24 protein-coding genes are annotated in these 25,124 nt (G+C 50.8%); 9 read left to right on the top strand and 15 right to left on the bottom strand.

Going from position 1 to position 25,124, the window contains the following annotated elements:
• Positions 1-144: 144 nt before the first annotated feature.
• From AC0QHF_RS11340 to AC0QHF_RS11310, 7 genes are all read right to left on the bottom strand, one after another.
• Positions 145-555, bottom strand: coding sequence for a DUF309 domain-containing protein (locus AC0QHF_RS11340; protein ID WP_324704319.1), 411 nt, complete (start codon positions 553-555; stop codon positions 145-147).
• 127 nt (positions 556-682) lie between these two features.
• Entirely contained in the window at positions 683-1,048 is a 366-nt protein-coding gene (locus AC0QHF_RS11335; protein ID WP_324704318.1) for a ferredoxin-thioredoxin reductase catalytic domain-containing protein, read from the bottom strand.
• A 148-nt stretch (positions 1,049-1,196) separates the two neighbouring features.
• Complete coding sequence (locus AC0QHF_RS11330; RefSeq protein WP_324704317.1) at positions 1,197-1,733, bottom strand: cyclic nucleotide-binding domain-containing protein; 537 nt, start codon at positions 1,731-1,733, stop codon at positions 1,197-1,199.
• 203 nt (positions 1,734-1,936) lie between these two features.
• Complete coding sequence (locus tag AC0QHF_RS11325) at positions 1,937-2,755, bottom strand: tetratricopeptide repeat protein (protein ID WP_324704316.1); 819 nt, start codon at positions 2,753-2,755, stop codon at positions 1,937-1,939.
• A 148-nt stretch (positions 2,756-2,903) separates the two neighbouring features.
• Positions 2,904-4,085: an RtcB family protein gene (locus tag AC0QHF_RS11320; protein WP_324704315.1), complete on the bottom strand. Its 1,182-nt coding sequence runs from the start codon at positions 4,083-4,085 to the stop codon at positions 2,904-2,906.
• 285 nt (positions 4,086-4,370) lie between these two features.
• Entirely contained in the window at positions 4,371-5,624 is a 1,254-nt protein-coding gene (locus AC0QHF_RS11315; protein ID WP_324704314.1) for a glycosyltransferase family protein, read from the bottom strand.
• A gap of 143 nt (positions 5,625-5,767) precedes the next feature.
• Entirely contained in the window at positions 5,768-6,289 is a 522-nt protein-coding gene (locus AC0QHF_RS11310; protein ID WP_324704313.1) for a MerR family transcriptional regulator, read from the bottom strand.
• 145 nt (positions 6,290-6,434) lie between these two features.
• On the opposite strand from AC0QHF_RS11310, the gene AC0QHF_RS11305 reads away from it, so the two are divergent.
• Positions 6,435-9,593: an HsdM family class I SAM-dependent methyltransferase gene (locus tag AC0QHF_RS11305; protein WP_324704312.1), complete on the top strand. Its 3,159-nt coding sequence runs from the start codon at positions 6,435-6,437 to the stop codon at positions 9,591-9,593.
• A 3-nt stretch (positions 9,594-9,596) separates the two neighbouring features.
• A complete protein-coding gene (locus tag AC0QHF_RS11300; RefSeq protein ID WP_324704311.1) occupies positions 9,597-10,373 on the top strand; it encodes a hypothetical protein in 777 nt (258 codons plus the stop codon).
• An 82-nt stretch (positions 10,374-10,455) separates the two neighbouring features.
• Here the strand turns inward: AC0QHF_RS11300 and AC0QHF_RS11295 are convergent, their stop codons facing one another.
• The 3 genes from AC0QHF_RS11295 to AC0QHF_RS11285 all read right to left on the bottom strand — a co-directional run bounded on the left by AC0QHF_RS11295 (position 10,456) and on the right by AC0QHF_RS11285 (position 12,164).
• On the bottom strand, positions 10,456-11,334 hold the full coding sequence (locus tag AC0QHF_RS11295) for a DNA-methyltransferase (RefSeq protein WP_324704310.1): 879 nt from the start codon (positions 11,332-11,334) through the stop codon (positions 10,456-10,458).
• Positions 11,335-11,460: 126 nt separating this feature from the next.
• Entirely contained in the window at positions 11,461-11,619 is a 159-nt protein-coding gene (gene rd / locus AC0QHF_RS11290) for a rubredoxin (RefSeq protein ID WP_324704309.1), read from the bottom strand.
• Positions 11,620-11,810: 191 nt separating this feature from the next.
• A complete protein-coding gene (locus AC0QHF_RS11285) occupies positions 11,811-12,164 on the bottom strand; it encodes a hypothetical protein (protein WP_324704308.1) in 354 nt (117 codons plus the stop codon).
• Between the two features lie 36 nt (positions 12,165-12,200).
• Between AC0QHF_RS11285 and AC0QHF_RS11280 the strand changes: the two genes are divergently transcribed.
• The gene (locus AC0QHF_RS11280) at positions 12,201-12,392 is read left to right on the top strand and encodes a hypothetical protein (protein ID WP_324704307.1); all 192 of its coding nucleotides are present in this window, start codon (positions 12,201-12,203) and stop codon (positions 12,390-12,392) included.
• On the opposite strand, the gene AC0QHF_RS11275 is transcribed toward AC0QHF_RS11280, so the two are convergent.
• On the bottom strand, positions 12,389-12,892 hold the full coding sequence (locus AC0QHF_RS11275) for a hypothetical protein (RefSeq protein WP_324704306.1): 504 nt from the start codon (positions 12,890-12,892) through the stop codon (positions 12,389-12,391). The two genes, AC0QHF_RS11280 and AC0QHF_RS11275, sit on opposite strands and share 4 nt — an antisense overlap.
• Before the next feature lie 70 nt (positions 12,893-12,962).
• Positions 12,963-14,828: an ArnT family glycosyltransferase gene (locus AC0QHF_RS11270; RefSeq protein WP_324704305.1), complete on the bottom strand. Its 1,866-nt coding sequence runs from the start codon at positions 14,826-14,828 to the stop codon at positions 12,963-12,965.
• 143 nt (positions 14,829-14,971) lie between these two features.
• On the opposite strand from AC0QHF_RS11270, the gene AC0QHF_RS11265 reads away from it, so the two are divergent.
• Together AC0QHF_RS11265 and AC0QHF_RS11260 are read left to right on the top strand one after the other, a co-directional pair.
• Entirely contained in the window at positions 14,972-16,375 is a 1,404-nt protein-coding gene (locus tag AC0QHF_RS11265) for a DUF2079 domain-containing protein (RefSeq protein ID WP_324704304.1), read from the top strand.
• 73 nt (positions 16,376-16,448) lie between these two features.
• On the top strand, positions 16,449-16,760 hold the full coding sequence (locus AC0QHF_RS11260) for a hypothetical protein (RefSeq protein ID WP_324704303.1): 312 nt from the start codon (positions 16,449-16,451) through the stop codon (positions 16,758-16,760).
• Positions 16,761-16,813: 53 nt separating this feature from the next.
• Here AC0QHF_RS11260 and AC0QHF_RS11255 read toward each other — a convergent pair whose 3' ends face one another.
• Both AC0QHF_RS11255 and AC0QHF_RS11250 read right to left on the bottom strand, forming a co-directional pair.
• Entirely contained in the window at positions 16,814-17,317 is a 504-nt protein-coding gene (locus AC0QHF_RS11255) for a DUF427 domain-containing protein (protein ID WP_324704302.1), read from the bottom strand.
• Positions 17,318-17,641: 324 nt separating this feature from the next.
• Positions 17,642-17,854 carry a hypothetical protein gene (locus tag AC0QHF_RS11250; RefSeq protein WP_324704301.1) on the bottom strand — a complete coding sequence of 71 codons (213 nt, stop codon included), beginning with the start codon at positions 17,852-17,854 and terminating at the stop codon, positions 17,642-17,644.
• A 399-nt stretch (positions 17,855-18,253) separates the two neighbouring features.
• Between AC0QHF_RS11250 and AC0QHF_RS11245 the strand changes: the two genes are divergently transcribed.
• Positions 18,254-18,454, top strand: a complete 201-nt coding sequence (locus tag AC0QHF_RS11245) for a hypothetical protein (protein ID WP_324704300.1) — start codon at positions 18,254-18,256, stop codon at positions 18,452-18,454.
• Positions 18,455-18,582: 128 nt separating this feature from the next.
• Here the strand turns inward: AC0QHF_RS11245 and patX are convergent, their stop codons facing one another.
• The gene (patX, locus tag AC0QHF_RS11240; protein ID WP_324704299.1) at positions 18,583-18,783 is read right to left on the bottom strand and encodes a heterocyst-inhibiting protein PatX; all 201 of its coding nucleotides are present in this window, start codon (positions 18,781-18,783) and stop codon (positions 18,583-18,585) included.
• A 405-nt stretch (positions 18,784-19,188) separates the two neighbouring features.
• Between patX and AC0QHF_RS11235 the strand changes: the two genes are divergently transcribed.
• The 3 genes from AC0QHF_RS11235 (at position 19,189) to AC0QHF_RS11225 (ending at position 24,985) form a co-directional block, all read left to right on the top strand.
• Positions 19,189-19,488, top strand: coding sequence for a DUF3288 family protein (locus AC0QHF_RS11235; RefSeq protein ID WP_324704298.1), 300 nt, complete (start codon positions 19,189-19,191; stop codon positions 19,486-19,488).
• Positions 19,489-19,583: 95 nt separating this feature from the next.
• Positions 19,584-23,444 (top strand): cobaltochelatase subunit CobN, encoded by a 3,861-nt coding sequence (gene cobN / locus AC0QHF_RS11230; RefSeq protein ID WP_324704297.1) that lies wholly within the window; start codon positions 19,584-19,586, stop codon positions 23,442-23,444.
• Between the two features lie 512 nt (positions 23,445-23,956).
• Positions 23,957-24,985 (top strand): M42 family metallopeptidase, encoded by a 1,029-nt coding sequence (locus AC0QHF_RS11225; protein ID WP_324704320.1) that lies wholly within the window; start codon positions 23,957-23,959, stop codon positions 24,983-24,985.
• The last annotated feature ends 139 nt before the right edge of the window (positions 24,986-25,124 follow it).

Genomic DNA, 25,124 nt, shown 5'->3' with positions numbered 1-25,124 from the left:
CAGTAGGGTGGGTTAGGCGCGGCAGTAATTTTTCGGAAAAACCCACAACTTTTCATCCGCGCCGTAACCCACCATTTATTTTTTAATTCACAGTTTTAGATCAAACATTCCACTACGCACTTTGGCTATCGCCAGTCGCTTTATTTATTCTCCGTCTCCTTCATTCAGTTTTTGAATAGTCGGAAAATCCTTCGATTTCGCATCATCCGCCGACGGAATAAAGTTTTTGACATTTTCCGCGCCGGCCCCTTGTAAAGCCTGCAATAAGGCGATACTTTGAGTCACCAACGTTTCGACATCGATGCCAAAATAACTCGGCTCGTAATCCCGGAGGCGGCGGATTCCTTCCCCCATCAACATGACGGCTCCCCGCCAATTTTCGTTGCCGAGGTGGTACAGGGAAACGGCGATCTGTAAAATCCCCTGATAAAATCGTTTTTCGGGTTCTCCGGCTTCCATCCACAGCGCCTCCAAGGTGTCGTGACAGGCGTAATATTCTCGGCGATTAAACTCTTCGATACCTTGCCAAAATTCTGCAGGAATTTCTTCGATCATCGGATTATCGGTTTTTTTGACGGAAATTGGAGGGAAAAAAGCCCCAGATTGATATCCGAGGCATCGCATTATTAAACCCTCAATAAACGCGCTTTCAATCCTTCGTTTTTCAATCCAGGAGTCTCGCCTAGACCATGCTATTTCGGGTCGCTTCCAATTCTTCCATCGTAATGCTTTGCTGGTCTCCGGCAAAATCATTGTCCGGTGTCAAGAACAGCATACAGTGACATTCTTTGCGTTCCCGCATGGGGATGCAAGGGCAGTTCCAGAAGGTGTCTTTAACCTCCGCTTCCTTATCTTCGTAGTGGCGGCAGGGACACAGGGGAGCGCCGAGATCGTCCTTGTGTTTGGCGAGTCCTTCAATCACCACCGCCGTCACCGAAGGATCGGCGCAGAAATAGGTTCCGGTCCGTTTGGCATACTGTTCGGCGAATCGCTTCATCGCCTCCAAGCTTTTTTGAGTGGAGAGATTTTCGTTGGTTTGCTCTGTCATAATCGAGGAAGCACTCTTGATTCAACGTGTTTAAATTGTAACGCACAACGCGATCGCCTTTGAAGTCCGACTGCCCGATCACCCCGGGCGAGGTGCGAAGTGCCGCACCCCATCCCCTCAACTTCGGGGCAGCCGCGGTCGAGTCCGACTAGGTTTTGACGTGGTATTCACCCAGCAAACGTTCCATAATTTCCTCGAACCGGTCGGCTTTCTCTCGGCTCTGTTGATCCCATTCCTCCGCAGAAGGAAGGTCTAGGGCCTGAGAGCGATCGCCGAATTGCGTCACCGTGTTGCGGAGGCGGGAGGATAAAAACTTGCTCACCGCCCGATAAAATCGGAGCGAAAATAAAGCGTCCACCTCCAACTTTTCCGACAATTTTTGTCGCGGCACCGACAAAACCAAAGAGGGTTCTGCCGCCGTCACGGTTGCCGAGGGCATACGACCATCCACGAAGGACATTTCGCCAAGAACTTCTCCCCGGCTCAGTTTGGCAACCTGCCGATTTCCCCATGCCGCCACCGATGCCACCAACGTCCCTTTCAAAACGATGTAAAGCGCATTGATCGGCTGGCCTTCCTCAATTAAAACCGTGCCGGATTCCAGTTCTTTTCGCTCGCCGTTCCTCAACATCCAATCGAGATCTCGATTGGTCAATTCGCCCAGAATAACCAGTGCTTTATTCATAAAGCCTCGAAAGTTCTAATGAAATTTTACCGTGCCATTTTTTCATGCGATCGATGGGGGAACGAAGCTGAACAACCCTCTGAGTTGCAGATGAAAACCCCGAGATCCGAAAATTCCCCCATCCCTACCCCTTCATCTCGCGCCAAATCTTAAATTTTCTTTAAATTTTACCCCCCAGCCACCTTTCTCAGAGGTTCGCAACCTCAGTATAACTGTAACATGAGTTGTTTGCGGTATTTCGGCGTGAGGGGATGTTCGTCGCCGAGCAATTCAAACACGGTGAGCATGGCCTTCCTCGCCCCATCATCCCGATATTTGCGGCTGATCCCGACCACTTTTAAAAATAAAGAAAGTGCCGGTTCGTATTCTTCTTTCAGCGCGTGACGGCAGGCGTCCGCAAAAAGCCGATCGAGTTCTTCTTCCCCGGGATTCTCGGCCATCGCCCGAAATTCACACAGGTTTTCCAACGCCCGGGCTTTAGAATAATATTGGCGATTATCTTCCCGGATTGTCGAGAGTAACTTTTTCGCCCCCTCAATCTCCCCCACCGAAATCAAAAAACTGGCAGCTTTCAGCGTCAACTCCGGATTGTCTGGATATTTTTCAAACAGTAAATCGAACAGGTGCTTCGCCCGTTTAAAATCCCCCGATCCGGCGGCGCTGTCGATCACCTCCAACCCCGTCTCCAACTCCGATTTCAAGCCAAATTTTTGCAGCACTTCCCGCAGTTGCGCCTCGGAAATTGCCCCCACAAATCCCGGCATCACTTCTCCCTCGCTGACGATGCGGATATCCGGAACCCCCTCGATGCCATATTGACTCGCCAACTCCGGAGAGCGATCGACATCCACTTTCGCCAATACAAAATCATACTCTCCGGCCAGCCGCTCCAACATCGGTTTCATCACCTGGCAAGGCCCGCACCAGGTCGCAAAAAAGTCCACCAGCACCACTTTTTCGGCCGACTTCGCCAACACCTCCGACTTGAAATTCTCTCCATTCACATCGATCGCATATCCCATCGAACCCTATCTCCTGTTGCTAAAGGTACAGATCTTCATGATAAAACAAGAGACGCAATCTGCTGATACCTGAAAGCTGATAGCTGAAAGCTCAAAAAAACCTGGCTTCCTGAGAAACCAGGCCTGTCATCGGACACCGAACCTCGAATTACCCCTTCACGCAAACCACCTGCCGCAGGGTGGCGACCACTTCCACCAGATCGGACTGTTGCTTCATCACTGTTTCGATGGGTTTGTAGGCGCCGGGAATTTCGTCGATCACCCCCCGATCCTTGCGACATTCGACTCCTTCCGTTTGCCGGATCAGATCGTCGATGTCGAACTGTTTTTTCGCCCGGGTGCGGGACATCAGGCGCCCCGCCCCGTGGGAACAACTGCAATAGCTGTCCGCGTGGCCCTTGCCTTTGACGATGAAGGATTTGGCCCCCATCGAACCGGGGATGATGCCGTAGTCCGTCTCTTTGGCCCGCACCGCCCCCTTGCGGGTGACGTACACTTCCTCACCGAAATGCACCTCTTTTTCGGCATAATTGTGGTGGCAGTTCACCTCCAACAGCGGTTTGGTGGGCTTTCCGCCCGCGATCGCCCGTTCGACGATGCCCTTGAACCGCGCCATCATCACGTCCCGGTTGAACCGCGCGTAATTCTGCGCCCACTGCAAATCCCGCCAATAGGCCGCAAATTCGGGGGTTCCGGCGACAAAATAAGCCAGATCGCGATCGGGCAGCTTTTCCTCGGCCAATCTCGCCAATTCTTTGGCCGTATCGATGTGCCGCTGCGCCAACATATTCCCGATGTGGCGGGAACCCGAATGCAGCATCAGCCACACCTGGTCATCCGCATCCAGACACAGTTCGATAAAGTGATTTCCACCGCCCAAAGATCCCATCTGTTTGAGGGCTTTCCCCTCCAGATTTTGAACTTTGGAATGGAGATCTTTAAACTGTTTCCAGCCCTGCCAATTCGACACCGGCGTTTCGACCTCTTTATTTTGGTTGAAACCGACGGGAATCGCCGCTTCAATTTCTTGGCGAATGGTTTTGAGTTTGCCTTCCAATTGGTCGGCGACAAAGGGCGTTTTAATCGCGCACATTCCGCAGCCGATATCCACGCCGACGGCGGCGGGAATGATGGCTTCTTTGGTGGCGATGACCGAGCCAACCAGCGCCCCTTTCCCGAGGTGGACGTCGGGCATCAGGGCGACGTGCTTGAAGACGAAGGGCAGGGAGGCGACATTTTTCGCCATTTTGGTTTCCGCCGCTTCCAAATCGTGATCCGCCCAGGAGAGGACGGGGTTGGGAGCGGAGAGTTTTAAGGGTTTGTAAGGCATGGTTTTGAAATGGGTAATAGGGAATTGGTAATAGGGAATGGGGAATATAAATCAATGAAGATCCCCCTAAATCCCCCTTGGTAAGGGGGACTTTGATAGTATTCTCCCCCCTTTTTAAGGGGGGTTGGGGGGGATCTTCACGCCTGTAAAATCGGAGGATATCTCCCCAAATCCTCCTTACCAAGAGGGACTTTGAGTGGTTATATTTTGGTATTGTATTATTTTTGTAGTATTATGTCAACCCCGTGGAGATATCGCAAGTGTCGCGATCGCATATTAACTTTCCTACACCCGGTCAGAAAGCATGACGATCGCGATCTGGGCGAGTTTTTGGGCGGCACCGGGCGCTCCGCGCACTTCTCGGAGACTATCGCGCATTTTTTGCAGGGATTCCGGGTTTTCCAGGTATTCCAACACGCGATCGGCGACTATTTCGGGTTTCAGCTTCCCCCGCAATTCCGGGACAATTTCTTCCCCCGCCCAGATATTCGGCCAAGCCAGCAATTTATGGCTGCGGTCCAGATACCACAGTGCGACGGCGTTGATGCCTTTGGCGAGGGGCGTCCCCACGCCGGGGAGGTTGGCCAGAAGGCCGGGAATTCCGTCCCAGGCCCGCATCGCGTCGAGTTGGTAACTGGGGAGTAAAACCATCATCGGTACGCCCAAAGCCCCCAATTCTGCGGTGTTTGCGCCGATGGTGGTGAGGGCGAAACGGCAGCGGGACAGGAGGTCGTGGGCGGGGGTTCGGGTATGGAGGGACACTTGCAGCCCGTCTTCGGTTTGTAGTACGGCGCGATCGCCCTCTTGGAGGAGGTTTGCGGAAATGCCGCCGAAACGGTCGGCGAGGGGGTTGTGCCGCGGGTCGGCGAGTCGGGCGAGGGTGGCCAGATCGACGGTGGGGGCGACGGGGATGACGAAGCGGGTTTGGGGGCGACGGCGGCGGAGAGATCGGGCGATCGCCAAGGTAAAAGGAACGCCCTGGACGAGTTTGGCCGCTTTCGATCCCGGCAGCAGCGCAATTAATTCTTCCCCGGTCGTTTCGGGGATATTTGGGGAAATGTCGGCCATCAGATCGCCGATGACGGTACATTTGGCGGCGTATTTTTTGGGGATGCGGGCGACAATCTCGGGTTTCATGACCCCGAATCGGTCGATCCACCGCCACCAGCGGACGTCCCATTCGCCGTAGACGAGGCTTTGATATCCCAGACGGCGGGCGACGATGGGGGTGAAGGCCTGGTCCCCGCCGAGAAAAATCACCAAACCGCGATCGCGCCAGTCCCAGTTTTGCGCGGTTTTCCCCCGCAGCAGGAAGGGCCAAAAGTGTTCGGGGCCCTGGACTCGCTCGATTCCGAGGTGCGATCGGGCGATGTCCACTTCCCGTCCGGTGGCGTTGGGACAGGGGGAGAGGATCAGGGAAATCCTGATATCGAGGTTGTCGGGGCGGTTTCGGCGGAGGGCGTCGAGGACGGGACGCACCCAGGTGGTCAGTTCTCCGGGGCCGTTGGAGAGGATGAGGATGTCGGCGGTTGCGGGCATTTTTGGGGGTGGGGGATGGGTTGCGATCGATCAGAATACTGGATTTTGAAGCAGTTTGAGGCGATCGCTTCAGTTCTGATGTCGCGCCGTCGCCAGTCATCTGGCCCGGTTTTCAACTATCTTACATATTTTTAGAAAGACAATTAGCCCGAAACAATCTCAGTATATTGCGCCTTCGCTCGTTGTCTAAAATTATCGAAATCGATTACCTCTGATGTTTTAGCCACTTCCCAAACTTCATTAACAATATCAGTTAAGGTAGGAATTACGAGTAAAACATATTGACCGACACCTTTTCCACTTTTACCCGCGATTTTCATTGCAGAGGGCATTTTCTCGGGAAAATCTTGCCAATCCTGGCGAATCCAAAAGACATCATCATCTATCACGACAAGCTGCTTATCTCTCAAACTGTCGTCGAACCCGCTCTCATTCAGGAATTGGACGATTTTGCGAACAGCCTGAAGTGAAATTTCTTTTCGCAGATGCTTGATAGCCCGAATTTCTAGAATTTGCTCCCATGTGTAGATAACAGTGGGTTTGCGGGATTTGCCGAATCTCTGGGGGACGACCAGATCCTTCTTCTCCAGATATTGAAGGCGATTGGACGTGGTTTCGGTCAAAGCCAGGGTTTCCGTTCGCGTGAAGCCTTCTATGAGAGACATGGGGCTGATATCAATACAACGTATGACGATTTGCAAAATTTATAATACATTTGACGATCGCTTGCCATCAAAGTGATATTATATCCTAAAGCGGTTTCAACCTGAACGCCTGAAACGATAGCTTGGGGTTATGTCAACATCTCGGATGCTAGAACTAGCTCACCAAAGGCTTTACTGGCCTGAACCCGACCAGATCTGGGAACCTAGCGGATCTGGCCCGAAGGTTTATGCTAAGTTGGCCCGCGAAAAAATTGGAGAAAAACTCAAGAGAGAATTCCGCGAGGATACTCAAGGACTAAAAGTTAGCGTACTAGCAGCCAACCCAAAGGGTGATGAAACGGAAGCACCGCTGGCTATTATTTGCCAGTTTAGTAGACCTGTCTCTCAAGAAATAATTGAGAAAACGTATAGGCTGGCTTGGAGTTTCAGTCGGGCGCGATCTTTGATCACAATAGAGCCTCAACTGCTTCGAGTTTGGTCATGCTGTGAACCTCCAAAAGACAAAGATGAGGAAGAACCCAACTCGGTTTTCAGGATTACTGAGAATGATCTGGTCGAACAAGCAGCAAATGCCCTTCAGTGGGTTGAATTGGTTTCTGGAGAGTTTTTCCAAAAACACGAAAACCGTTTCCAAAGAAGTGGTGCGGCTGACCAAATGCTGTTGTCAAATCTCAAGGAAGTTCGACAGCAGCTTCAGAATAAGGGATTGGATAGTGAAACAATTCATGATTTATTAGCAAGAATAATTTTTATTCAGTTTTTATTTCAAAAACAAGATTCTAACGGTATACCTGCATTGAATAATACGATCTTAGAAGAGTTGCATAGACAAGGCATTCTATCTAAGGTATACGGAGAAGGAGAATTGCCCGAAATCCTTGACAATTTTGATGATACCTACAATCTCTTCCGTTGGCTGAACAATAAGTTTAATGGTGATTTATTTCCCGGAAAAGGAGAAACCGAAGACCAACGGGAAGCTGAATGGCAAGCTGAAATACAAAGGGTTCGCAGAGAAGGTAATCGCTATTTAACTACTCTTGCCGAATTTGTCAGAGGAGACTTGGATATGGGTAGTGGGCAACTTTGTCTCTGGCCCTACTATTCTTTTGATGTTATTCCTCTTGATTTTATTAGTAGTCTTTATGAAGAGTTTGTCACTCAAAAGCCAAAAAAGATAAAAAAAATAGGGGCAGGAGTTCACTATACACCCGAATATATCGTTGACTTTATTTTAGATGGTGTCCTTCCTTGGAATGAACTTGAATGGGATCTGAAAATTCTCGATCCAGCCTGTGGCTCAGGAATCTTTTTGGTAAAGGCTTTTCAGCGATTAATTTATCGGTGGGAAGTGGCTCACAATGGTCAAAGAATACCGGGCGATGTTCTCAGAACTTTGCTGGAGAAGAATCTTTTTGGTGTTGATATTGATAAAGAGGCGGTTAGGGTGGCATCTTTCAGCCTTTATTTGACCATGTTAGATAGTATCGAACCTTCTGAGTATTGGGAGAATGAAGTTCGCTTTCCTAGACTGCGGGATAAAAGATTAATATGTGCTGATTTCTTTGACGAGACTTGCTCTGGATTCCGCAGTAATTTAGATGCAGGTACTTATGACTTAGTTGTTGGTAATGCTCCTTGGGGCGAATCAAGTAGCACGCCAATAGCTAAAAGCTGGGCTAAAGAAAATAATTGGACAATAGCCGATAATAATATCGGTACTCTTTTTACTGCAAAATCAATTTATTTGATAAAACAAGGTGGTCTTTTGTCATTGATACAGCCTGTCTCAACACTTCTTTCCAATCAACAAAAACCCGCCAAAAAGTTCCGAGATAGGTTGTTTGAGGAAGTTAAAATTGAGGAGATTGTCAATTTGTCAGCATTGAGATTTAAAATATTTTCCAAGGCTGTTTCTCCGCCTTGCATCATGTCGCTGCGCCGAACTACATCTGGAGGAGAACCTTTTTACTATATTTGTCCCAAACCCAATCAAGAGCAAGAAGATACTTATAAAATTATTATCGAACCGCCAGATCTCCACATAGTTTATCCACATGAGGTCAGAAAAAATCCTACTATTTGGTCATCTTTAATGTGGGGAAATAGACGGGATCTTCAATTGATATCTAGATTGAATAATGCTTCTAATTTAGCCAAACTTAAAGAACAGGGAATCGCCAAAACTCGCCAAGGAATTATCAGAGGAACCAAGAGAAAAAAAATTGAATTCATCAAAAATAAGAGAATATTAGAAGGTCCTCGATCATCCAACTTGATTGAAAATTCTTTTTTGATTTTAAAATCCGATGATTTGCCGATCAATGATAATGATGAAGTTCACTGGAAAGACTCCACAAGCTTCTCGGCATTTAGAAGTCCTCAGATGATCCTAAAAATGAGTTATCCAAGTCAAAGAAAACGGTTTTTAGCTGTCTTGATTCAACCCGAGAAATCGGGCGAAGGAATTGTGTGTTCGGGCAGTTATGTCACTGTCCATATTGAACCTGAAAATTTATCAATTATGGAAGCAGCTTGTTTGAGCTATAATAGCAAACTAGCTGTTTATTATTTGCTTTTATCAAGTCATCGATTTGCAAATTACAGACCAGAGATTAAACCTTCAGATTTGCTTCGTGTACCCATTCCTGATCGAGTTACGCTCTCCATAGAAGATATCCAGAGTTGGGAAGACGTTGATGAAGCTGTCCGTGCTGCATTTTCTTTCAAGGACAGTGAATGGACTTTAATTAATGATTTGTTTGATTACACTTTGGCAGATTTTAAGGAGGGAAGTAAATCTTCTCCTGGACGACAGAAAACTTGTCGCTTAATCCATCATTCTGTTGATAACCTACAGGAACCTCATTTGACTCCATATTGCGAATATTTTATGCGGGTAATTAGAGCCAGTTTTGGACAAGAAAAAGAAGTCTGTGCAACGATTTTTCAAGAATCAAATGACGATTATTTGCCGGTTCGTTTAGTTGCGGTATACTTAAACAAATTCATTCATAATGGAATTAAAATAGAACCGATAATTTCTCATCTTTTACTCGAACGTTTGAATGAGGTGAATGACTTTTTCATAAATCAAAATAATTCTGGCGCTGGAGGAATTTTTTATCAGCGTGTCGCCAGAGTTTATGAATCAACTGAGTGGAATGGAGAACCAGTACCAACGATTTATCTGATTAAACCAGATAAAATTCGCTATTGGACTCGTTCTATGGCACTACGAGATGCCGATGAAGTTGTAGCTGACATTATGGCTGCAGCATACGGTAACAATCAAAGTTTTTAATTTATGAATATGTTTAGGGATAATCTACCAGGTACAACAGGTAGAACAATTACAGATCTGCTGCTAGAAAAGCCAGGATATGATGAACTTATTAAAGAATGGCCAACAGGACTAACTGATCAGGCATTTGAGTTTGTATGGCGTGGATATGATCTGCTAAAAGATGAAGTTTTAGATCGGGTTGATTGTAATAAAGCTGACAAGCAAATTGAGAAAGATACAACTTCTAATTTAGAGTCAAGAATAGGAAGGGTAATGACAAGAGATGAAGCCTTCGATGAAGCCTTTGATGTACAGCATGAAGCACCTGAATTTACAACAACTTATTCCAATCAAGCTCAACCACCATCCTATGATATTGCATTTATCTTACGAGCAAATCCACAAATTAAACTGCCATTAGAAGCAAAGGTTTTAAAGACGGAAGGAAAACTTTCCGAGTATATTAAGGAGATCAAATTCAACTTCTTGACTTGTCGATATTCACCCTTTTCTAGTGAAGCAGGAATGCTGGGATATTTGCTTACAGGAAATCCCAAAAGAGTGTTTAAAAATATTGAAAAAAAAGTGCCTTGCACTTTATCCGATCATCCCGATTTTTTGGATCGCGATCATAAAGTCTCAGATCACGATCGCACCGTCCCCCCAAACAAACCATACCCGAAAAAATTTCGTTGTCATCACTTAATTTTAAACTTGCAATCTACAAAAAAATCGAATGTAAGTCAAGAAACTAAATCAACCAAAGTTTCTAAGCCAGTATCAGATAGTGAAGAATAGAGAAGCGATCGCTCTATACGTTTAAAGTCTCTCTTTATTTTTGTTGGTTGTTTGCGATCGAGATTTTAAGAAAATTTAAAATTTAAGCTCCAACATAATCGTCATTTTTGTGATAGCAGAGATTGCCTCGGGTTAGCCGTTCTAAAATCACGTCACAATTTTGGATTTCGATACCGATCCAGTGGCGTTTTTTGGCTTCACAGACTGCGTAGGTCGTCCCGCTGCCGCCGAACGGATCGAGAATGAGATCGCCGGGGATGCTGGAGAGTTCCACGACGCGATCGAGAATTTTAGTGGATAACTGATTGGTTTTGCGTTTTTTGCTTTTGAACTTCCAATGTCTGACCGGAGGAATGTCATTCCAAACGTCCGTCAAATTGACTCCCAAAGGATTCATGGCTTTTCGATGTCCGCCGTAATCTTTGATTTCGCCGCCGCAATGGCGACAGGTTTCGATGGGGGTTCTGATCTTGCGAAAGGTTTTGGGTTTTCCTTTGGTATAGTAAAGAAGGCTGTAATGGCTGGGATACAAGCGGTTTTTGATCGGCAAGCCGAATTTGATATCGATCGCGATCCAATGGCGGAACGATAACCCCCGTTCCACCAAGTGGCTTCCCAGTAAAATATTCCACTTGGGCAAGTTGTAAAGAAAAAAACTGCCCCCTTCTTTGAGGACGCGACAACACTCATCGATCCCAGATTTGCACCATTCGATATATCGACCTTCGCTCAAATCATCATCGTGTTTTTCACCATATTGTTTGCCCAGGTTGAACGGTGGGTCGGCAAACACGACATCGATAGAATTGTCATTAATTTGGGGCAATATATTTAAACAGTCTTCCTCAAATAAAACTCCCCGCTTGGTGGTCAAGTATGGCTTTGGAGGACTGCTGATATAATTTTTGTAGGGAAAATCGGGAGAGCGATCGAAATCGAAACAGAGTTGATTGACCATCATGTGAATCCAAAAGCAGAGATGGGAATATCTTGGGGGAGAGACTGGCATAGGAGGCGATCGCACCATCCCCCAGGCGATCGCGTTTCCCGGGTGGATGGTTGCGGAAACATCGAGTTGGAATGAAGTTTACATGGGTTCAAAATCCTCCTTGCTCACGCCGCACACTGGACAAACCCAATCGTCGGGAATGTCTGAAAACGGGGTTCCCGGTTCGATTCCACCGTCCGGGTCGCCGACTTCCGGATCGTAAACATACCCGCAGACATTGCATACATATTTCTGCATAAAAATCCCCAATTGTGACAGGAATGATGGTTGACAGAAGAAACTCATAGAGGTCTTACTAATTTTACCAGAAACCCGGATTGGAGGGCAATCTTAATTGGGTTAATTTTTGAAATGGGGGCGGGTCGAGATACAGAATGTCGCCCGACCCGCCCCGAGGGTAATATTAGGCTCCCGAAGGTCGGGCTATTTTAAGCGGGTTGCAGTTCTTCCACGGTTTCAATCGTCCAATTGTGGGCGTCACACATTTCCTTTAGGGTGTCCATAAATTTCTGAATTCGGGCTTTTCCAGCCCCGTAACCGAGTTTCAAAAATCCCACGTCTCCCCCGGCGGTAATGAGGTCAATTTCACAATAGTCGAACTGGGCATAATTTAAGATCAGAGTCGTTGACAAGTTGGCGGAAATGCGGGCGGAGAAAGACTCTTCGACGATGACGGTAACATTTCCAAACGTGCGGACGACCGGGTGGGGAAACTGGTCACAGAGTTCCTCGACCAACCGATCTAAATAAGAACCTCTGAGGATGATTTTTTGGACGTTCATTGAGTTGCCTCTCCGAATTAAAATGACGGTGTTTTAATGGCAGAATCGGCGATCGCGACGGTTCGGTTTCAATTCCACTCGACCGGCGACGATACCTGCCTGAATCTTAATCATCAAAGCCGGATCTGGCAACCCGATCGCCCCGGGTATTTTTCGATACGGAAAATGGCCCGATTGTCGGGTATTGTGGAGGTGACGGAACGGCGGTCAGAGGGCCTCCATTCCTAACACCCGGCATCGCCCGCAACCGGAATGTCCAAGGTTTGGCCGTTGCGTGAAATTCGCAGCGTTCCCGATTCAATTGCGACGGATTCGAGTCCGGGTTCCCCCAATTTGACCTCGATCGCGACCCGGATCGTCTCGTCGGGGCTGATAAAAACTTGGCCGGTTTTTTGACCGTAGAAATCCTTTCCTTCCGCTTCGATGCGTCTGAAATTCACGAACTTGCCATCGACTTTCATCAGGGCGGTACTTTCGAGGAGGCCGTTGAAGAAAATCAACCCGTCTTCGTGGGTTCCCGACCCTTTCCAGAGAACCATTCCACAACCACCTCCGCCGATTTTCAAGAGTTCTTCAAAGGTAAAAGAATCGACCAAGGGCGGTTCGGCGGAAACTTCGATCGCGGGGGAAGAAATGATGGGAACCGGGTCCGATTGTGCGATCGCCGGTAGACTCGAACAAACCGTCATCAACAATAGCCGAAAAACAGAGGATAAAATAGGTTTCATCGATCGCCTCGTGAAAAATAGATTGACCTGCAATTTTTAGTATATTCCGCCACCGCCGATCTCGCGATCGCTAGGAGTCCGATGTATGATTGAGGACTCGGTAAAGCAAAATTTGTTTCGACAGGCGAATCAGTTGATAGCGTCCCCGTTCCGCCAAAACGGGATAATCTGTGGGATCTAACCCCAATTTCTGCAAATCTTTGGGGCGGCTGATGGCGATCGCGGTATCCGATTCCGGGTCGTTTTTTAAGGATTCAATCACATAAAAAAGCGGGGGACTTTGGATTTTAAAAAAATCTCGAATTTCAAAAAACTGCACGGGTCGGCGGGTATAAAAAACCACGCTGGGTTTTTCAAATCCCAGCATCCACAATTCTTCGTCGGCCTGCCGAACCGTTTCCACTCTTTCCGAAAGGTATCGCAGGGGCAGTTGTCGGGCTGCATCGACCAAGAATAAACCGGGAATGAACAGCAAACCGAAAAATAAAATAAATCCCAGAAAGTTGGGGATCAAAACCAGACGCCAGCGATCGCGATGGGTGGCTTCGCGATCGCGTATCATCCAAGTGATACAAACGGCCGTCGCCATCCAGATGACACCGCCGACGACGGGCAAACCGGAAGTTCTGACCCATTCCGGGAGGTTTTGAACGGCGGGATCGGGGCCGATCAAATTGGGGCTGACAAAAATGGCGATCGCCACCGCCGCCAAAAACAAAATATTGACAATGACGGTGACAAAAAATCCCCGGTTTTTGGCAAAACTGAAATCGCGGTTTTGGGTCAGTTCTTCAGTCCAGAAAATCGCCACAGAAATCGCCGCCGCCGGCATCAACGGCAGGACGTAGCTGGGGAGTTTGGTAACGGAGACGGTGAAGAATAGGAAAATGCAGGAAAACCAGAAAAAAGAGAATAATTTTAAATGAGTGAATCGGGGTTGGCGGGTCCAGGGCGATCGCTTCCAAAATTGCAGGCGGGAGAAGGCGATCGGCAAATAAACCGACCAGGGCATAAAGCCGATCGCCACCACGATAAAATAGAAGTACCAGGGGGCACTGTGGCCGTTGACGACGCGGGTAAACCGTTTAAAGTTGTGGTAGCCAAAAAAGGAATCGATGTAGGTTTGACCGTTTTCGAGGATCACCAAAACATACCAGGGGACGGTGATCGCCCCAAAAATAATCGCCCCCCAAATCAACCCCATTTCCCGAAACACCGAGAATAAACGATTGACATAAATCAAAAAACAGAGGATAATTAAACCGGGGAGGACGACACCAACCGGCCCCTTCGCTAACACCGCCAACCCCGTCCAAATGTAAAATCCCAAATACCATTGATTGGGAAATTGGAAATGAAAAATATCCCGAAATTTTACCGTTTTCGGGGGTTGCTTTTCCGGGGTGGTGGCGTAGCCCCAAAAAAAGCTGAGAAGGCCCAACCCCATGCAGCCACTCAACAGCATATCGGACACGCCCTGCCTCGCCCAAACCAGGGTTTCCAGGTTCAACGCGGCGATCGCGGAACCGATCCAGGCCGACAGCCACAGATCCCGACGATCGCCCGAGGGCACCCCGAACCGCCGCAGGGTGAAGAAACACCCCGCCATCAGGGCGATCGCGGACAGGGCAGAGGGCAGTCTCACGGCCCACTCGTTCACCCCAAAAATCGAATAACCGATCGCCATCAACCAATAAATAAGCGGGGGTTTGTCGAAGCGGGTTTCCCCGTTGAAATAAGGGGTGATCCAATTTCCCGTCACACTCATCTGGCGGGCGGCTTCGGCGAACAGCGGTTCGGTTTCGTCCACCAAACCGACGCTGCCCAGATGCCACAAAAAGGCAACGATCGCGATCGCCACCAACCCCGCGATCGCTGCGATTCGGCCCGCTTGGGGCTGGACTGGCCCGCGTCTGATGGTATCGGCGAATTTCAACCTGTTGACCCTCCCAAATTTCAACCACGACCCCCCAATGTAGCAAGAATGACCGAAAAAACCATTTGACTCGAAAGGCATTCTCCTGGTATTTTGCCGTTTAACGGGTCTTTTCTGAATTGTTTTTGCCAATACGGGTGTATATGAAAAAACCGCTGCTGCCGCCCCATCCCCTCCCGCTTCTCATTTTCCTCGGCAGTTTGCTGCTGTTTTTTTGTAGCAGTTGGCGTCACGCTCTGTTTCAGTCCAACGCCTTCGATTTGGGGATCTTCGACAACGGCATTTATCTGATCAGCCGGGGAGAGGAACCCTTCGTCACCTTTCGGGGCATCCACATTCTCGGCGACCACGCCGCCTGGATTTTATACCTCCTCGCCCTCCCCTACAAAATTTATCCCGATGTCCGCTGGCTGTTCGCAGTCCAGGCGATCGCCCTGTCCGCCGGGGCGATCCCGACGCGATCGCTGGCCCTGCAGGCGGGGTTGAAGGAAAACCAAGCCAACCTAATGGTGGCGGTTTACCTGCTGTATCCCCTGATTTTCAACGCCAATTTGTTCGACTTTCACCCGGAAGCGATCGCCGTCCCCCTGCTGCTGGGGGCCATTTGGGCGGCGAGGGCGAACCGGGTGGGGTGGTTTTCCCTGGCGGTGATATTAATTTTGGGCTGCAAAGCCGTCCTCTCCCTGACGGTGGCGGCGATGGGGATCTGGCTGTTAATTTTTGAACGGCGGCGACGCTGCGGCGCGATCGCCTTGATTTTGGGCGCGGCCTGGTTTATCATTGCCACCGGTATCATCATCCCCCATTTCGGCGACGGCGGGCCCGAAGCCGTGAGGCGATACAATTTTCTGGGGGACTCGCTCCCGGAAATCGCGAAAAACCTGTTTCTGAAACCCGGACTGGTTCTGAGCCGACTCTTCACACTGCCCAATTTAGAATACCTGTTGCTGTTGGCGGTTCCCGTACTCTGGGGACTCTCGCCCCGCCATCTCACCCCCTTGATCGGGGCCGGACCCCTATTGGGACTCAACCTCCTCAGCGACAGCCTCCAGCAGAAAAACCTCACCCAACACTACTCCCTCCCCATCCTGCCCTTTTTGTTGCTGGCCGTCATTTCCACCCTGTCGGCGGAGGGCGGATGGCTGCGAAATCCCCGCCACATCCTGCTGTGGTCCCTGGTCGCATTTTTCGCCCTCGCCAAATACGGCTATTTCGGGTCGCGATATCTCCGCCATTTCGACACGGTGTCCGCCACCGGAGAAGCCGTCGCCCTCGTCGATACCCCCGGAAGCGTCCTCACCGCCGACCACATCGCCCCCCACCTCACCCACCGCCGCATCGTGATGCTGGCAGCCCGGGGAGCCGAAACCCTCGACCTGAAAGGGTTCGAGTGGGTTCTCCTCAACGCCAGCTATCCGGGGTGGAACAGTTCCCCGGAACTTGTCGAAACCCTCATCGTCCGGCTTCAAAAGACCCCGGAGTTCCGACTCGAATACGAGCGGGATGGGGTGGTTTTATTTCACCGAGAGATCCCCGGTCCCCATTGATGGGTCGGACCGCCGGAATTTTGAAGAGCCCGAGTGATGATACACAGGTTAGTACAGAATTAATTGATAACCGATGTCTGGTATTCACCCCGTTCCCGATTCCGAGCGACCTGCAATTCCCCCCACGCTTCCCGCTGTGGAAGAGACGGGCCCGGCAGATCGCATCATCGCCCCAGCAACATCCCATCCCGAATCGGTTTCCGGTCGGATGATGGAGTATGTCAGCCACGCCATTTTCATCGTGGTCGCCCTGATGGTCATGGACTGGTTACACCACAGCCAACTCCCGTCAGTGCAGGTGGGCCACCGTCCCCATTCAATTCCCGGCGATCGGCCCATTCAAGAGATTCCCATTCTCGAACAATTGAAAAAGAAATTTTTATAAAACCTAGTGAGAGGGGTGAAGGAAAAATTCACCCCATTTTGAAGGGTTAAAACTCACCAACCCATCGTCCCGGCGCCGCCTTTGAAGGGGCCGACGATATCTTTCGTGATCCAACCGCCGTAAAAGTCGCCCGTCTGGGCCTGTACCAATTCGTCATCCACATAACACTCGTCCATGAGACTGGCATAGAAACTGTAGCAATCCCGGATATCCACAAAATCGGGCGTGGGTTGGACGTAACACCAAGCCGCATTGGGGACTTTTTGATCGCCGACGACGACATCGTAGTAGACACAAACGCCCTTCCACTCGCACATCGTTCGCCGGGAAGTTTCCACCAAGTATTCGAGTTTGATATCCTCCCCCGGAATGTAGTAGGTCGGGGGGTGGCTGGTCTCCAAAACCCGCTTGCCGTTGCGGGTGTCCGCCAGGGTGACGCCGTTGAAGATAATTCGCAGGCGTCTGTCCGTGTCTTCCAGTTTCGCCGGACGGGGATAGTCCCAAACGGATTCCTGACCGGGGCCTGGGGGGATGGGTTTGGGTCTGAAAAAATTCATTTTAAAAGTTGGGGATTTGTTTTTTTTACAGGACTCCGAGTATTATAAATTATTCGTTTCAACTTTGCCAGGATGGAGAACGCGGGGCGACCTGCAGCCCCCCTCGGTCGGTGAAATCCTTCGGAAATGTCGGCGACCCGACCGGCTCCAACCCACCATTGCCGGCGGCGATATTGGAGATAGCTGATCCCAAATTCGGGTGATCAGAGTTGCAAAATCTGGTCAAATTTTCAAAAAAAATGAGTCAAAATGATTGACTCATCGGGGAGATTGAAAAGGAGTATTCGTCGGGATTTTAGTCGCGACGATCAGACCGAGTTGTTCTCAACGGCGACCTTCTCCTCGGTCGGGGCGCTCGGGAGTGTTTTCGGACTCGGTCGCACAGTTGATGATGGAGATTGGGAAGCCGGGAAGTTCCGACTCAAATTTTGGATTCAATTCCGATGGCGATCGCGCCGCAGTTTCGGCCAGGACTGGACTCCCAAAACTGCCCAAAATGAGGGCGATTGTGGCGAAAAGTTGAGCTTGATATTTCATGGAAAATGCTACCTTATCTGTCTGTAAATCAATGCCGGACTGTCGCCGAATTTTCCGGAAAAAAAATAAATCACAATTGCCCATCGCCACGGGAATCCCATTCGAGATCCCCAATTGTCTCGGTGGCGGCCGCAATATTAAGCACCCCGAGCGGATGGAAATTTGCCATAAATTTCCCTCCGGAATACCCGGTGGTTGGGTTGACCCTGATCGAAAATAAAAATGAAGGTTAATTCAGTGTCAGTAGATGCGTCGGATTAAACAACACCGTTTCGATGGAACGATCGCGTCGTCCGGCTCGGAGATCGTTCCGGAATTGTTCTCAATTCAATATAAACGATCCCACCGCCAATCGGGACTCCATTTTGTCAGGTTTTTTTGCAAAATTTGTCAGGTTTTTTGAAAACCCAAACGGAGTTTGATCGCTGCGAGGACGGGAATTGGGCGACAATTCTGCGTCAGAATGGGGGGCGATCGCGCCGGATCGCCTCCCACAAACTGACCCTTTTAAAAGCATTGTCGGGAGAGCTGAAGCCGGAATTTGACCCGATTGAAAGACGGGTCATAAAACCGGATTTGATTTTCTATAATGGGCAATGAGACAGTGCGCGATCGCTCCCACTCATCATCCGCATTGACGCGCCGATGCCTTCTCGTCTGCGGTCAGTCAGGACGCGCCGTGATCGACATTCGGCGGCTCGAAACGATGATGCTTTCGATGCTATACTTTAACCTCGGCGGCCGCTACCTCGGTGGGGTTCGGCATCGGATTGAGGATGGGTTTCTGAGATGGCTTCAGTCATTTTCAAAATCGCAGGTAAGGACGAACCCGAAGACTCGGGAACAATGGTTTTCATCTGATTGATTTGTCGGTCGCCCGGGCTGAGTAGCACCAAGCCGGACAGCAGAATCAAGCTGTAAAGGCGCATGAGGGAGTTGTCCGTGAGAGTGTCTGCTATTTAATACGACTGTTCTCTCAACCGTCCGGTCAAAATTTAAAATTCATGGAAACGGGAGAAAATTACATCCCCAATTCCCCGTTTTTAGGAGGGGGTTCGGTTCCCCATTTGCGATCGCCATTCCCATCCGACCGCCCGATTAGAGACCCTGGCAGGTGGCCGGAATGGAACCAATACTAACGGCTTCATCGGACGGATTTGTTCCCACTCTCGAAGCGAAGCCGAAAAACAATAGAAAGTCGGGCGCGTCAAAACTTCAATGACGATGGACCGCCGGCGGTCGCCCTCAGATGGCCGACAACCGCACCCGGCCCGACGGAGAAATGCTGTATAATCAAGCCGGTTCAGTTTGCCTCCTAAAATCTCCCCCCAACCATGACCGATCTGCAACAGTCCACCCGCGACCAACAACACCCCCAATACAAAAGCGATCGCGACATCGCCAACAACCTACTCAACAGCCGGCAACCCACCGAACGCGATCTGGCCGAGTTGGCGCGGCTGAAAATTCGCTACCAGGGCTTTCCCGGCGCCCGGGATATCCAGCGGGACTTGGAGCGAATCATGAAGCAGTGGAACTACACCGAAGACACCCTGTTCGAGACAACCCGAGAAATTCACGCCAAAGGCTTGGTTTACCGGGGAAATCAAAGCGATCGCGAGGATTGGGTCTGAGAAAAATCAATCATTAACAATTCCCGACTCCAGTCGCCCCCCAAAAAAATCATCTGCGAAAATCTGCGAAATCTGCGGACAAGGATTGACATATTATGCATCGAATTGCTGCCACACCTGGAGGATGGAACCCGGACGCGGAGGGGGTTGTTTTTATCGAACAGACTCCGGCGCCCATTGTCATTCTCACCGCCGCCGATACGGAAATTCAGACGTTGGCGGGCGCGATCGCCGATCTGCCCCCGGACTTCCCCGATTTGCGGGTGACAAACCTCCTCAATTTGCAACAGCAATTGACGATCGATACCTACGCCGACGAGGTTTTGAGTGGGGCGAAAGTGGTAATTTTGCGGCTGTTGGGGGGGCGCTCTTATTGGTCCTACGGGTTGGAAGTTTTGGCGGAATTAGCCGATCGCACGCCAACCGAGATCATTATTTTACCCGGAGACGATCGCCCCGATCCGGATTTGATCAGTCAATCCACCGTGCCCCTATCCGTCGCCAACCGCCTCTGGCGATATTTGAGTGAGGGGGGGGTGGAAAATGCGATCGCCGCCCTGCAATTTGTCTGCGATCGCTATTTGGAAACCGATTATAACCCGCCCCCGCCGGTTGCCATTCCCCGCGTCGGGCGCTATCCTTGGCGATTTTCTGGAACCCCAGCCCAACAACGGGGGGGATCTTCGGTCGGGATTTTATTTTATCGCGCCCATTATTTATCGGGCAATACTGCCCCGATTGATAGTTTGTGTGCGGCTTTGGCAGATCGCCAAATCAACCCGGTTCCCCTGTTCGTCTCCTCCCTGCGAGATCCCGAAATTCAAACTGAAGCGATCGCCCATCTCGGCGACGTTCAAGTTATTGTAAATACCACCAGTTTTTCAATTTCCGCGATCGATTCCGACGAAATTTCCGGCGATCCGTTCTTTTCCCTCGACGTTCCCATTTTGCAGGCGATTCTCAGCGGCGGGACGGAAAATCGGTGGCGGGAGAGCCCTTTGGGATTGTCTCCCCGCGATGTCGCCATGAATGTCGCCCTCCCGGAAGTGGACGGGCGAATTATCAGCCGCGCCATTTCTTTTAAAGGTGTCAAAAACCGCGATCGCCGTCTGGAAACCGATGTCGTCCACTACGAACCGGCGGGCGATCGGGTGGAATTTGTGGCGGATTTGGCGACAAATTGGGTGAAATTGCGACAAAAGCCCCCGCAGCAACGGCGGATCGCCCTGATTCTCGCCAACTATCCCACCCGCGACGGCAGACTCGCCAACGGCGTGGGACTCGACACCCCCGCCAGTTGCGTGGAAATTCTCAAGGCGTTGAAATGGGCGGGATATGAAATATCGGATTTTCCAACAACGGGCGATGATTTAATTAAAGCCCTCACCGCCGGAGTCACCAACGACCCGGAAGGGCGCGATATCCGCATCTGGCGACAGTTTTTAAAATGGGAAGATTACCTGTCTTATTTTAACACATTGCCCGAAGTTGTGCAAGATGGAATTAAAAATCGTTGGGGTCGCCACTTTTTCGAGAATCCCCCGGAAGTTTTGCCAATTTCAGGATTGCAATTGGGGAATATTTTTGTGGGGATTCAACCGGCGAGAGGTTACGACATCGATCCGAGTCTGAATTATCACGCCCCGGACTTGGAACCGACCCCGGAATATTTGGGTTTTTATCATTGGCTGCGATCGCGCTTTCAAGCCGATGCGGTGGTGCACGTCGGCAAACACGGGAACCTGGAATGGTTGCCCGGTAAGGGGGTGGGATTGTCGGCGAATTGTTACCCGGAAGTCGCGTTGGGGCCGATGCCACATTTGTACCCGTTTATCGTCAACGATCCGGGGGAGGGTTCCCAGGCAAAACGGCGATCGCAGGCCGTTATTTTAGACCATCTCACGCCCCCAATGACGCGGGCGGAGTTATACGGCCCGTTGCAACAATTGGAAGGGTTGATGGATGAATATTACGAAGCCCAAGCCTTAGATCCCTCGCGGCTTTCAAAAATTGGCGATCGCATTGTTGAGTTAATCCGCAGCGAAAATTTATATCGGGATTTGGGATTGTCTGACGGACAGGTGGCGGCGGAATTGTTCGGGGCGATCGACGGCTATTTATGCGAGTTGAAAGAAAGTCAAATTCGGGACGGTTTGCACATTTTGGGGCGCTGTCCGGAAGGGCGACAATTGCGGGATTTAATCGTTGCGATCGCCCGCCATCCGAGTCAGAATCGATTGGGTTTGACCCGAGCGATCGCCCAAGATTTGGGGTTGGAATTTGACCCCCTGACGGCGAATCCCGGCGATCCGTTTGAGAATCGGGTTAGAAGTAGAAACCGGGTTTCTGAGGACAATTTTGACGAGAACCCAGACACTCTCATAGAAACCCGGTTTCTTGACAACAGCCAGGGGAGTAGAAACCGGGTTTCTGAGGACAATTTTAATGAGAACCCAGACCCTCTCATAGAAACCCGGTTTCTTGACAACAGCCGGACGGTGGGAGATGCGATCGCCGCGATCGAAGATCGAGCCGCCATTTTAGTCGAAAAATTAATAACCGGAAATCCCGAAGAATCGCCGGGGGAATTGACCCAAAAAGAATTGATTTGGATTGAAACAAAACTGCTGCCGAACCTGCAAAAATGCGATCGCGAAATTGAGAACTTGCTGCGGGGACTCGGCGGCGGATATGTGCCCAGCGGTTCATCCGGTGCGCCGACTCGGGGACGGCCCGACGTCCTCCCCACCGGGCGCAATTTCTACGCCGTGGACATCCGCGCCATCCCCACGGAAACCGCTTGGCGGGTGGGCCAGTTGGCAGCGGAGGCCCTGGTGGAACGCTACACCCAGGACCACGGCGAATATCCCCGCACCCTCGGCCTGTCCGTGTGGGGCACTTCCACGATGCGGACGGGGGGCGACGACATCGCCCAAGCCCTCGCCCTGCTGGGGGTTCGGCCCGTTTGGGAGGGGGCCTCGCGGCGGGTGGTGGATTTCGAGATCCTGCCGATCGCGATATTGGGACGCCCCAGAGTTGACGTGACGCTGCGGATTTCCGGGCTGTTTCGGGATGCGTTTCCGAATCTGATCGACCTGTTCGATCGCGCCGTGGAAGCCGTTTCCAGCCTCGAAGAAGCCCCGGAAGACAACCCCCTGGCCGCGGCGGTGCGCCGGGAGGCCCAAACCTGGGTTGAGGAGGGGTTGACGGCAAATGAGGCGATCGCGCGATCGCGGTTGCGGGTGTTCGGGTCGAAGCCGGGGGCCTACGGCGCGGGGTTGCAGGGGTTGATCGAGGCCCAAAATTGGACGGACGACGCGGACTTGGCCCGGGCCTATCTGAATTGGAGTAGCTACGCCTACACCGGGGGACGGGGAATTGCGGCGCCGGAAGCCTTTGAAAGCCGCCTCCGACAGATGCAGGTGGTTTTACACAACCAAGATAACCGGGAACACGACCTGTTAGATTCCGATGATTACTATCAGTTTCAGGGCGGTTTGACGGCAGCGGTGCGGACGCTGCGGGGGGAAAATCCCGAGACGTATTTTGGCGATAATTCGAGACCGGAAAATCCGAAGGTGCGGCAGTTGCGGGAGGAAATTTCCCGGGTGTATCGATCGCGGGTAGTGAACCCGAAATGGATCGCCGGGGCGATGCGGCATGGCTACCGGGGGGCGTTTGAAATGGCGGCGACGGTGGATTATTTGTTCGCCTACGACGCGACGGCGAAATGTGTGGAAGATTTCATGTATGAGGGGGTGGCGGAGGCTTATATTTTGGATGAAAAGGTGCAAGAATTCGTCCGCGACAAAAATCCTTGGGCGCTGCGGGATATGGCAGAACGGCTGCTGGAGGCGAATCAGCGGGGGATGTGGCGATCGCGTGACGGCAAGTTGTTGGAGGAGTTGCGGGCGATCGTTTTGGAGGCGGAAGGGGCGATCGAGAATAATTTATAATTATTAATTTTCGGAATTGATAAGGAGGGGGGGAAAATTGAACCACAGAGGCACAGAGGACACAGAGATTTTTTTATTACCAACATCAATAAAAATTCCATCTTATTTTGCTTTTGTAGCACAGGCATCTTGCCTGTGAGAACAAACGATAACGGTGCATTCCCAACCTTCAAAAACCGACTTTAACGATGAAGGATGAGTGGGAATGCACCCTACACAACTAAAAATTATCCTCGCCCCGTAGGAGCCTCTATCGGGGCGATCGCACCGGTGCGTCTCGTCCCCGACAGCGATACCCTTCCCATCGCTAAAATCGGCTCCAGGGGCGCTTTTCGCCATTCCCAATCCCTGCTGTTTTCAACTGTTAAAATCTGCGATCGCGGGAATGGCGGGAGTTCATCCGTGCGGAGGGAATGAGAGTCCCCGACAGACGATCGCCCTCCATCACCGCCGAAGAGTGCGATCGACCTTCTGTAGATTACAATAGGAATGAATTGTACGGGAGAACTCCATTGGCATTTGAAGAACTGTTTCAAATTATCGAAACACTGGTGATGTGTCATTCCCCCAGCGGTGACGAAGACGAAATCGATCGCCTCCTCCTCGATCGCTTTTCTGAATTGGGGGTGGAAGTGGGGAAAGATGAGGGCGAAAATATGATCGCAAAAATACCGGGGAAAAACCCCGATCGCGCCATCGCCATCACCGGACATAAAGACGAAATTGGCGCCCTCGTCAACCATGTCGAACCGGACGGACGGGTGAGAATTCGCAAACTCGGCGGATCGTTTCCTTGGGTTTACGGCGAAGGGGTGGTGGACTTACTCGGCGATCGCGAAACGATTTCGGGAATTCTCAGTTTCGGTTCCCGCCACGTTTCCCACGAATCCCCTCAGAAAGCCTTGCAGGTTGACGCGGCGTTGAATTGGGAAGTTGCCTGGGTGGAAACGAAGCGATCGCCCGAAGAACTCCAGAAAATTGGCGTGCGTCCGGGAACCCGCGTCGTCGTCGGAAAGCACCGGAAAAAACCATTTAGACTCGGCGACTATATCGCCAGTTACACCCTCGACAATAAAGCCTCCGTCGCCATTCTTTTGGCGTTGGCGGAGCAAGTTAAAACGCCTCCGGTGACGGTGTATCTCGTCGCGTCTGCCAAGGAAGAAGTCGGCGCGATCGGGGCGTTGTATTTCACGAACCGCACTCGCCTCGATGCCTTGATCGCCCTGGAAATTTGCCCCCTCGCCCCGGAATATCCCATCAAAGATGGGGACTCTCCGGTGTTGTTATCCCAGGATGGTTATGGGATTTATGATGAGGGATTGAATGCCGAATTATTGGATGCAGCCAATTCAGAAAATATCCCCGTTCAACAGGCAATTATTCGCGGCTTCGGCAGCGATGCGTCCATCGCCATGAAATTCGGGCACGTCGCCCGCGCCGCCTGTTTGAGTTTTCCCACCCAAAATACCCACGGTTTCGAGATCGCCCATTTGGGTGCGATCGCCCATTGCATCCGCCTGTTGACGAGTTATTTAAGTTGATCGCGACTGATGACACCAAAGCGCAGATATAGCAACGTGAAATCATGGGTAAAACTGGGCGGTTTCCGAGCCCCCAGAATTGGGGGTTTGGGGGCCAGACAATTTTCCGAGCCCCCAGAATTGGGGGTTTGGGGGCCAG

This window comes from Lyngbya sp. CCY1209 (assembly GCF_055795065.1).
Note: the sequence above shows the minus strand (reverse complement) of the source record. Positions and strands in the feature narration are given on the sequence as shown.

Bases quoted from the DNA above. Each gene is read 5' to 3' on its own strand.
- AC0QHF_RS11340 (WP_324704319.1), bottom strand. From the start codon at position 555: ATGATCGAAGAAATTCCTGCAGAATTTTGGCAAGGTATCGAAGAGTTT.
- AC0QHF_RS11335 (WP_324704318.1), bottom strand. From the start codon at position 1,048: ATGACAGAGCAAACCAACGAAAATCTCTCCACTCAAAAAAGCTTGGAG.
- AC0QHF_RS11330 (WP_324704317.1), bottom strand. From the start codon at position 1,733: ATGAATAAAGCACTGGTTATTCTGGGCGAATTGACCAATCGAGATCTC.
- AC0QHF_RS11325 (WP_324704316.1), bottom strand. From the start codon at position 2,755: ATGGGATATGCGATCGATGTGAATGGAGAGAATTTCAAGTCGGAGGTG.
- AC0QHF_RS11320 (WP_324704315.1), bottom strand. From the start codon at position 4,085: ATGCCTTACAAACCCTTAAAACTCTCCGCTCCCAACCCCGTCCTCTCC.
- AC0QHF_RS11315 (WP_324704314.1), bottom strand. From the start codon at position 5,624: ATGCCCGCAACCGCCGACATCCTCATCCTCTCCAACGGCCCCGGAGAA.
- AC0QHF_RS11310 (WP_324704313.1), bottom strand. From the start codon at position 6,289: ATGTCTCTCATAGAAGGCTTCACGCGAACGGAAACCCTGGCTTTGACC.
- AC0QHF_RS11305 (WP_324704312.1), top strand. From the start codon at position 6,435: ATGCTAGAACTAGCTCACCAAAGGCTTTACTGGCCTGAACCCGACCAG.
- AC0QHF_RS11300 (WP_324704311.1), top strand. From the start codon at position 9,597: ATGAATATGTTTAGGGATAATCTACCAGGTACAACAGGTAGAACAATT.
- AC0QHF_RS11295 (WP_324704310.1), bottom strand. From the start codon at position 11,334: ATGATGGTCAATCAACTCTGTTTCGATTTCGATCGCTCTCCCGATTTT.
- rd (WP_324704309.1), bottom strand. From the start codon at position 11,619: ATGCAGAAATATGTATGCAATGTCTGCGGGTATGTTTACGATCCGGAA.
- AC0QHF_RS11285 (WP_324704308.1), bottom strand. From the start codon at position 12,164: ATGAACGTCCAAAAAATCATCCTCAGAGGTTCTTATTTAGATCGGTTG.
- AC0QHF_RS11280 (WP_324704307.1), top strand. From the start codon at position 12,201: ATGGCAGAATCGGCGATCGCGACGGTTCGGTTTCAATTCCACTCGACC.
- AC0QHF_RS11275 (WP_324704306.1), bottom strand. From the start codon at position 12,892: ATGAAACCTATTTTATCCTCTGTTTTTCGGCTATTGTTGATGACGGTT.
- AC0QHF_RS11265 (WP_324704304.1), top strand. From the start codon at position 14,972: ATGAAAAAACCGCTGCTGCCGCCCCATCCCCTCCCGCTTCTCATTTTC.
- AC0QHF_RS11260 (WP_324704303.1), top strand. From the start codon at position 16,449: ATGTCTGGTATTCACCCCGTTCCCGATTCCGAGCGACCTGCAATTCCC.
- AC0QHF_RS11255 (WP_324704302.1), bottom strand. From the start codon at position 17,317: ATGAATTTTTTCAGACCCAAACCCATCCCCCCAGGCCCCGGTCAGGAA.
- AC0QHF_RS11250 (WP_324704301.1), bottom strand. From the start codon at position 17,854: ATGAAATATCAAGCTCAACTTTTCGCCACAATCGCCCTCATTTTGGGC.
- patX (WP_324704299.1), bottom strand. From the start codon at position 18,783: ATGCGCCTTTACAGCTTGATTCTGCTGTCCGGCTTGGTGCTACTCAGC.
- AC0QHF_RS11235 (WP_324704298.1), top strand. From the start codon at position 19,189: ATGACCGATCTGCAACAGTCCACCCGCGACCAACAACACCCCCAATAC.
- cobN (WP_324704297.1), top strand. From the start codon at position 19,584: ATGCATCGAATTGCTGCCACACCTGGAGGATGGAACCCGGACGCGGAG.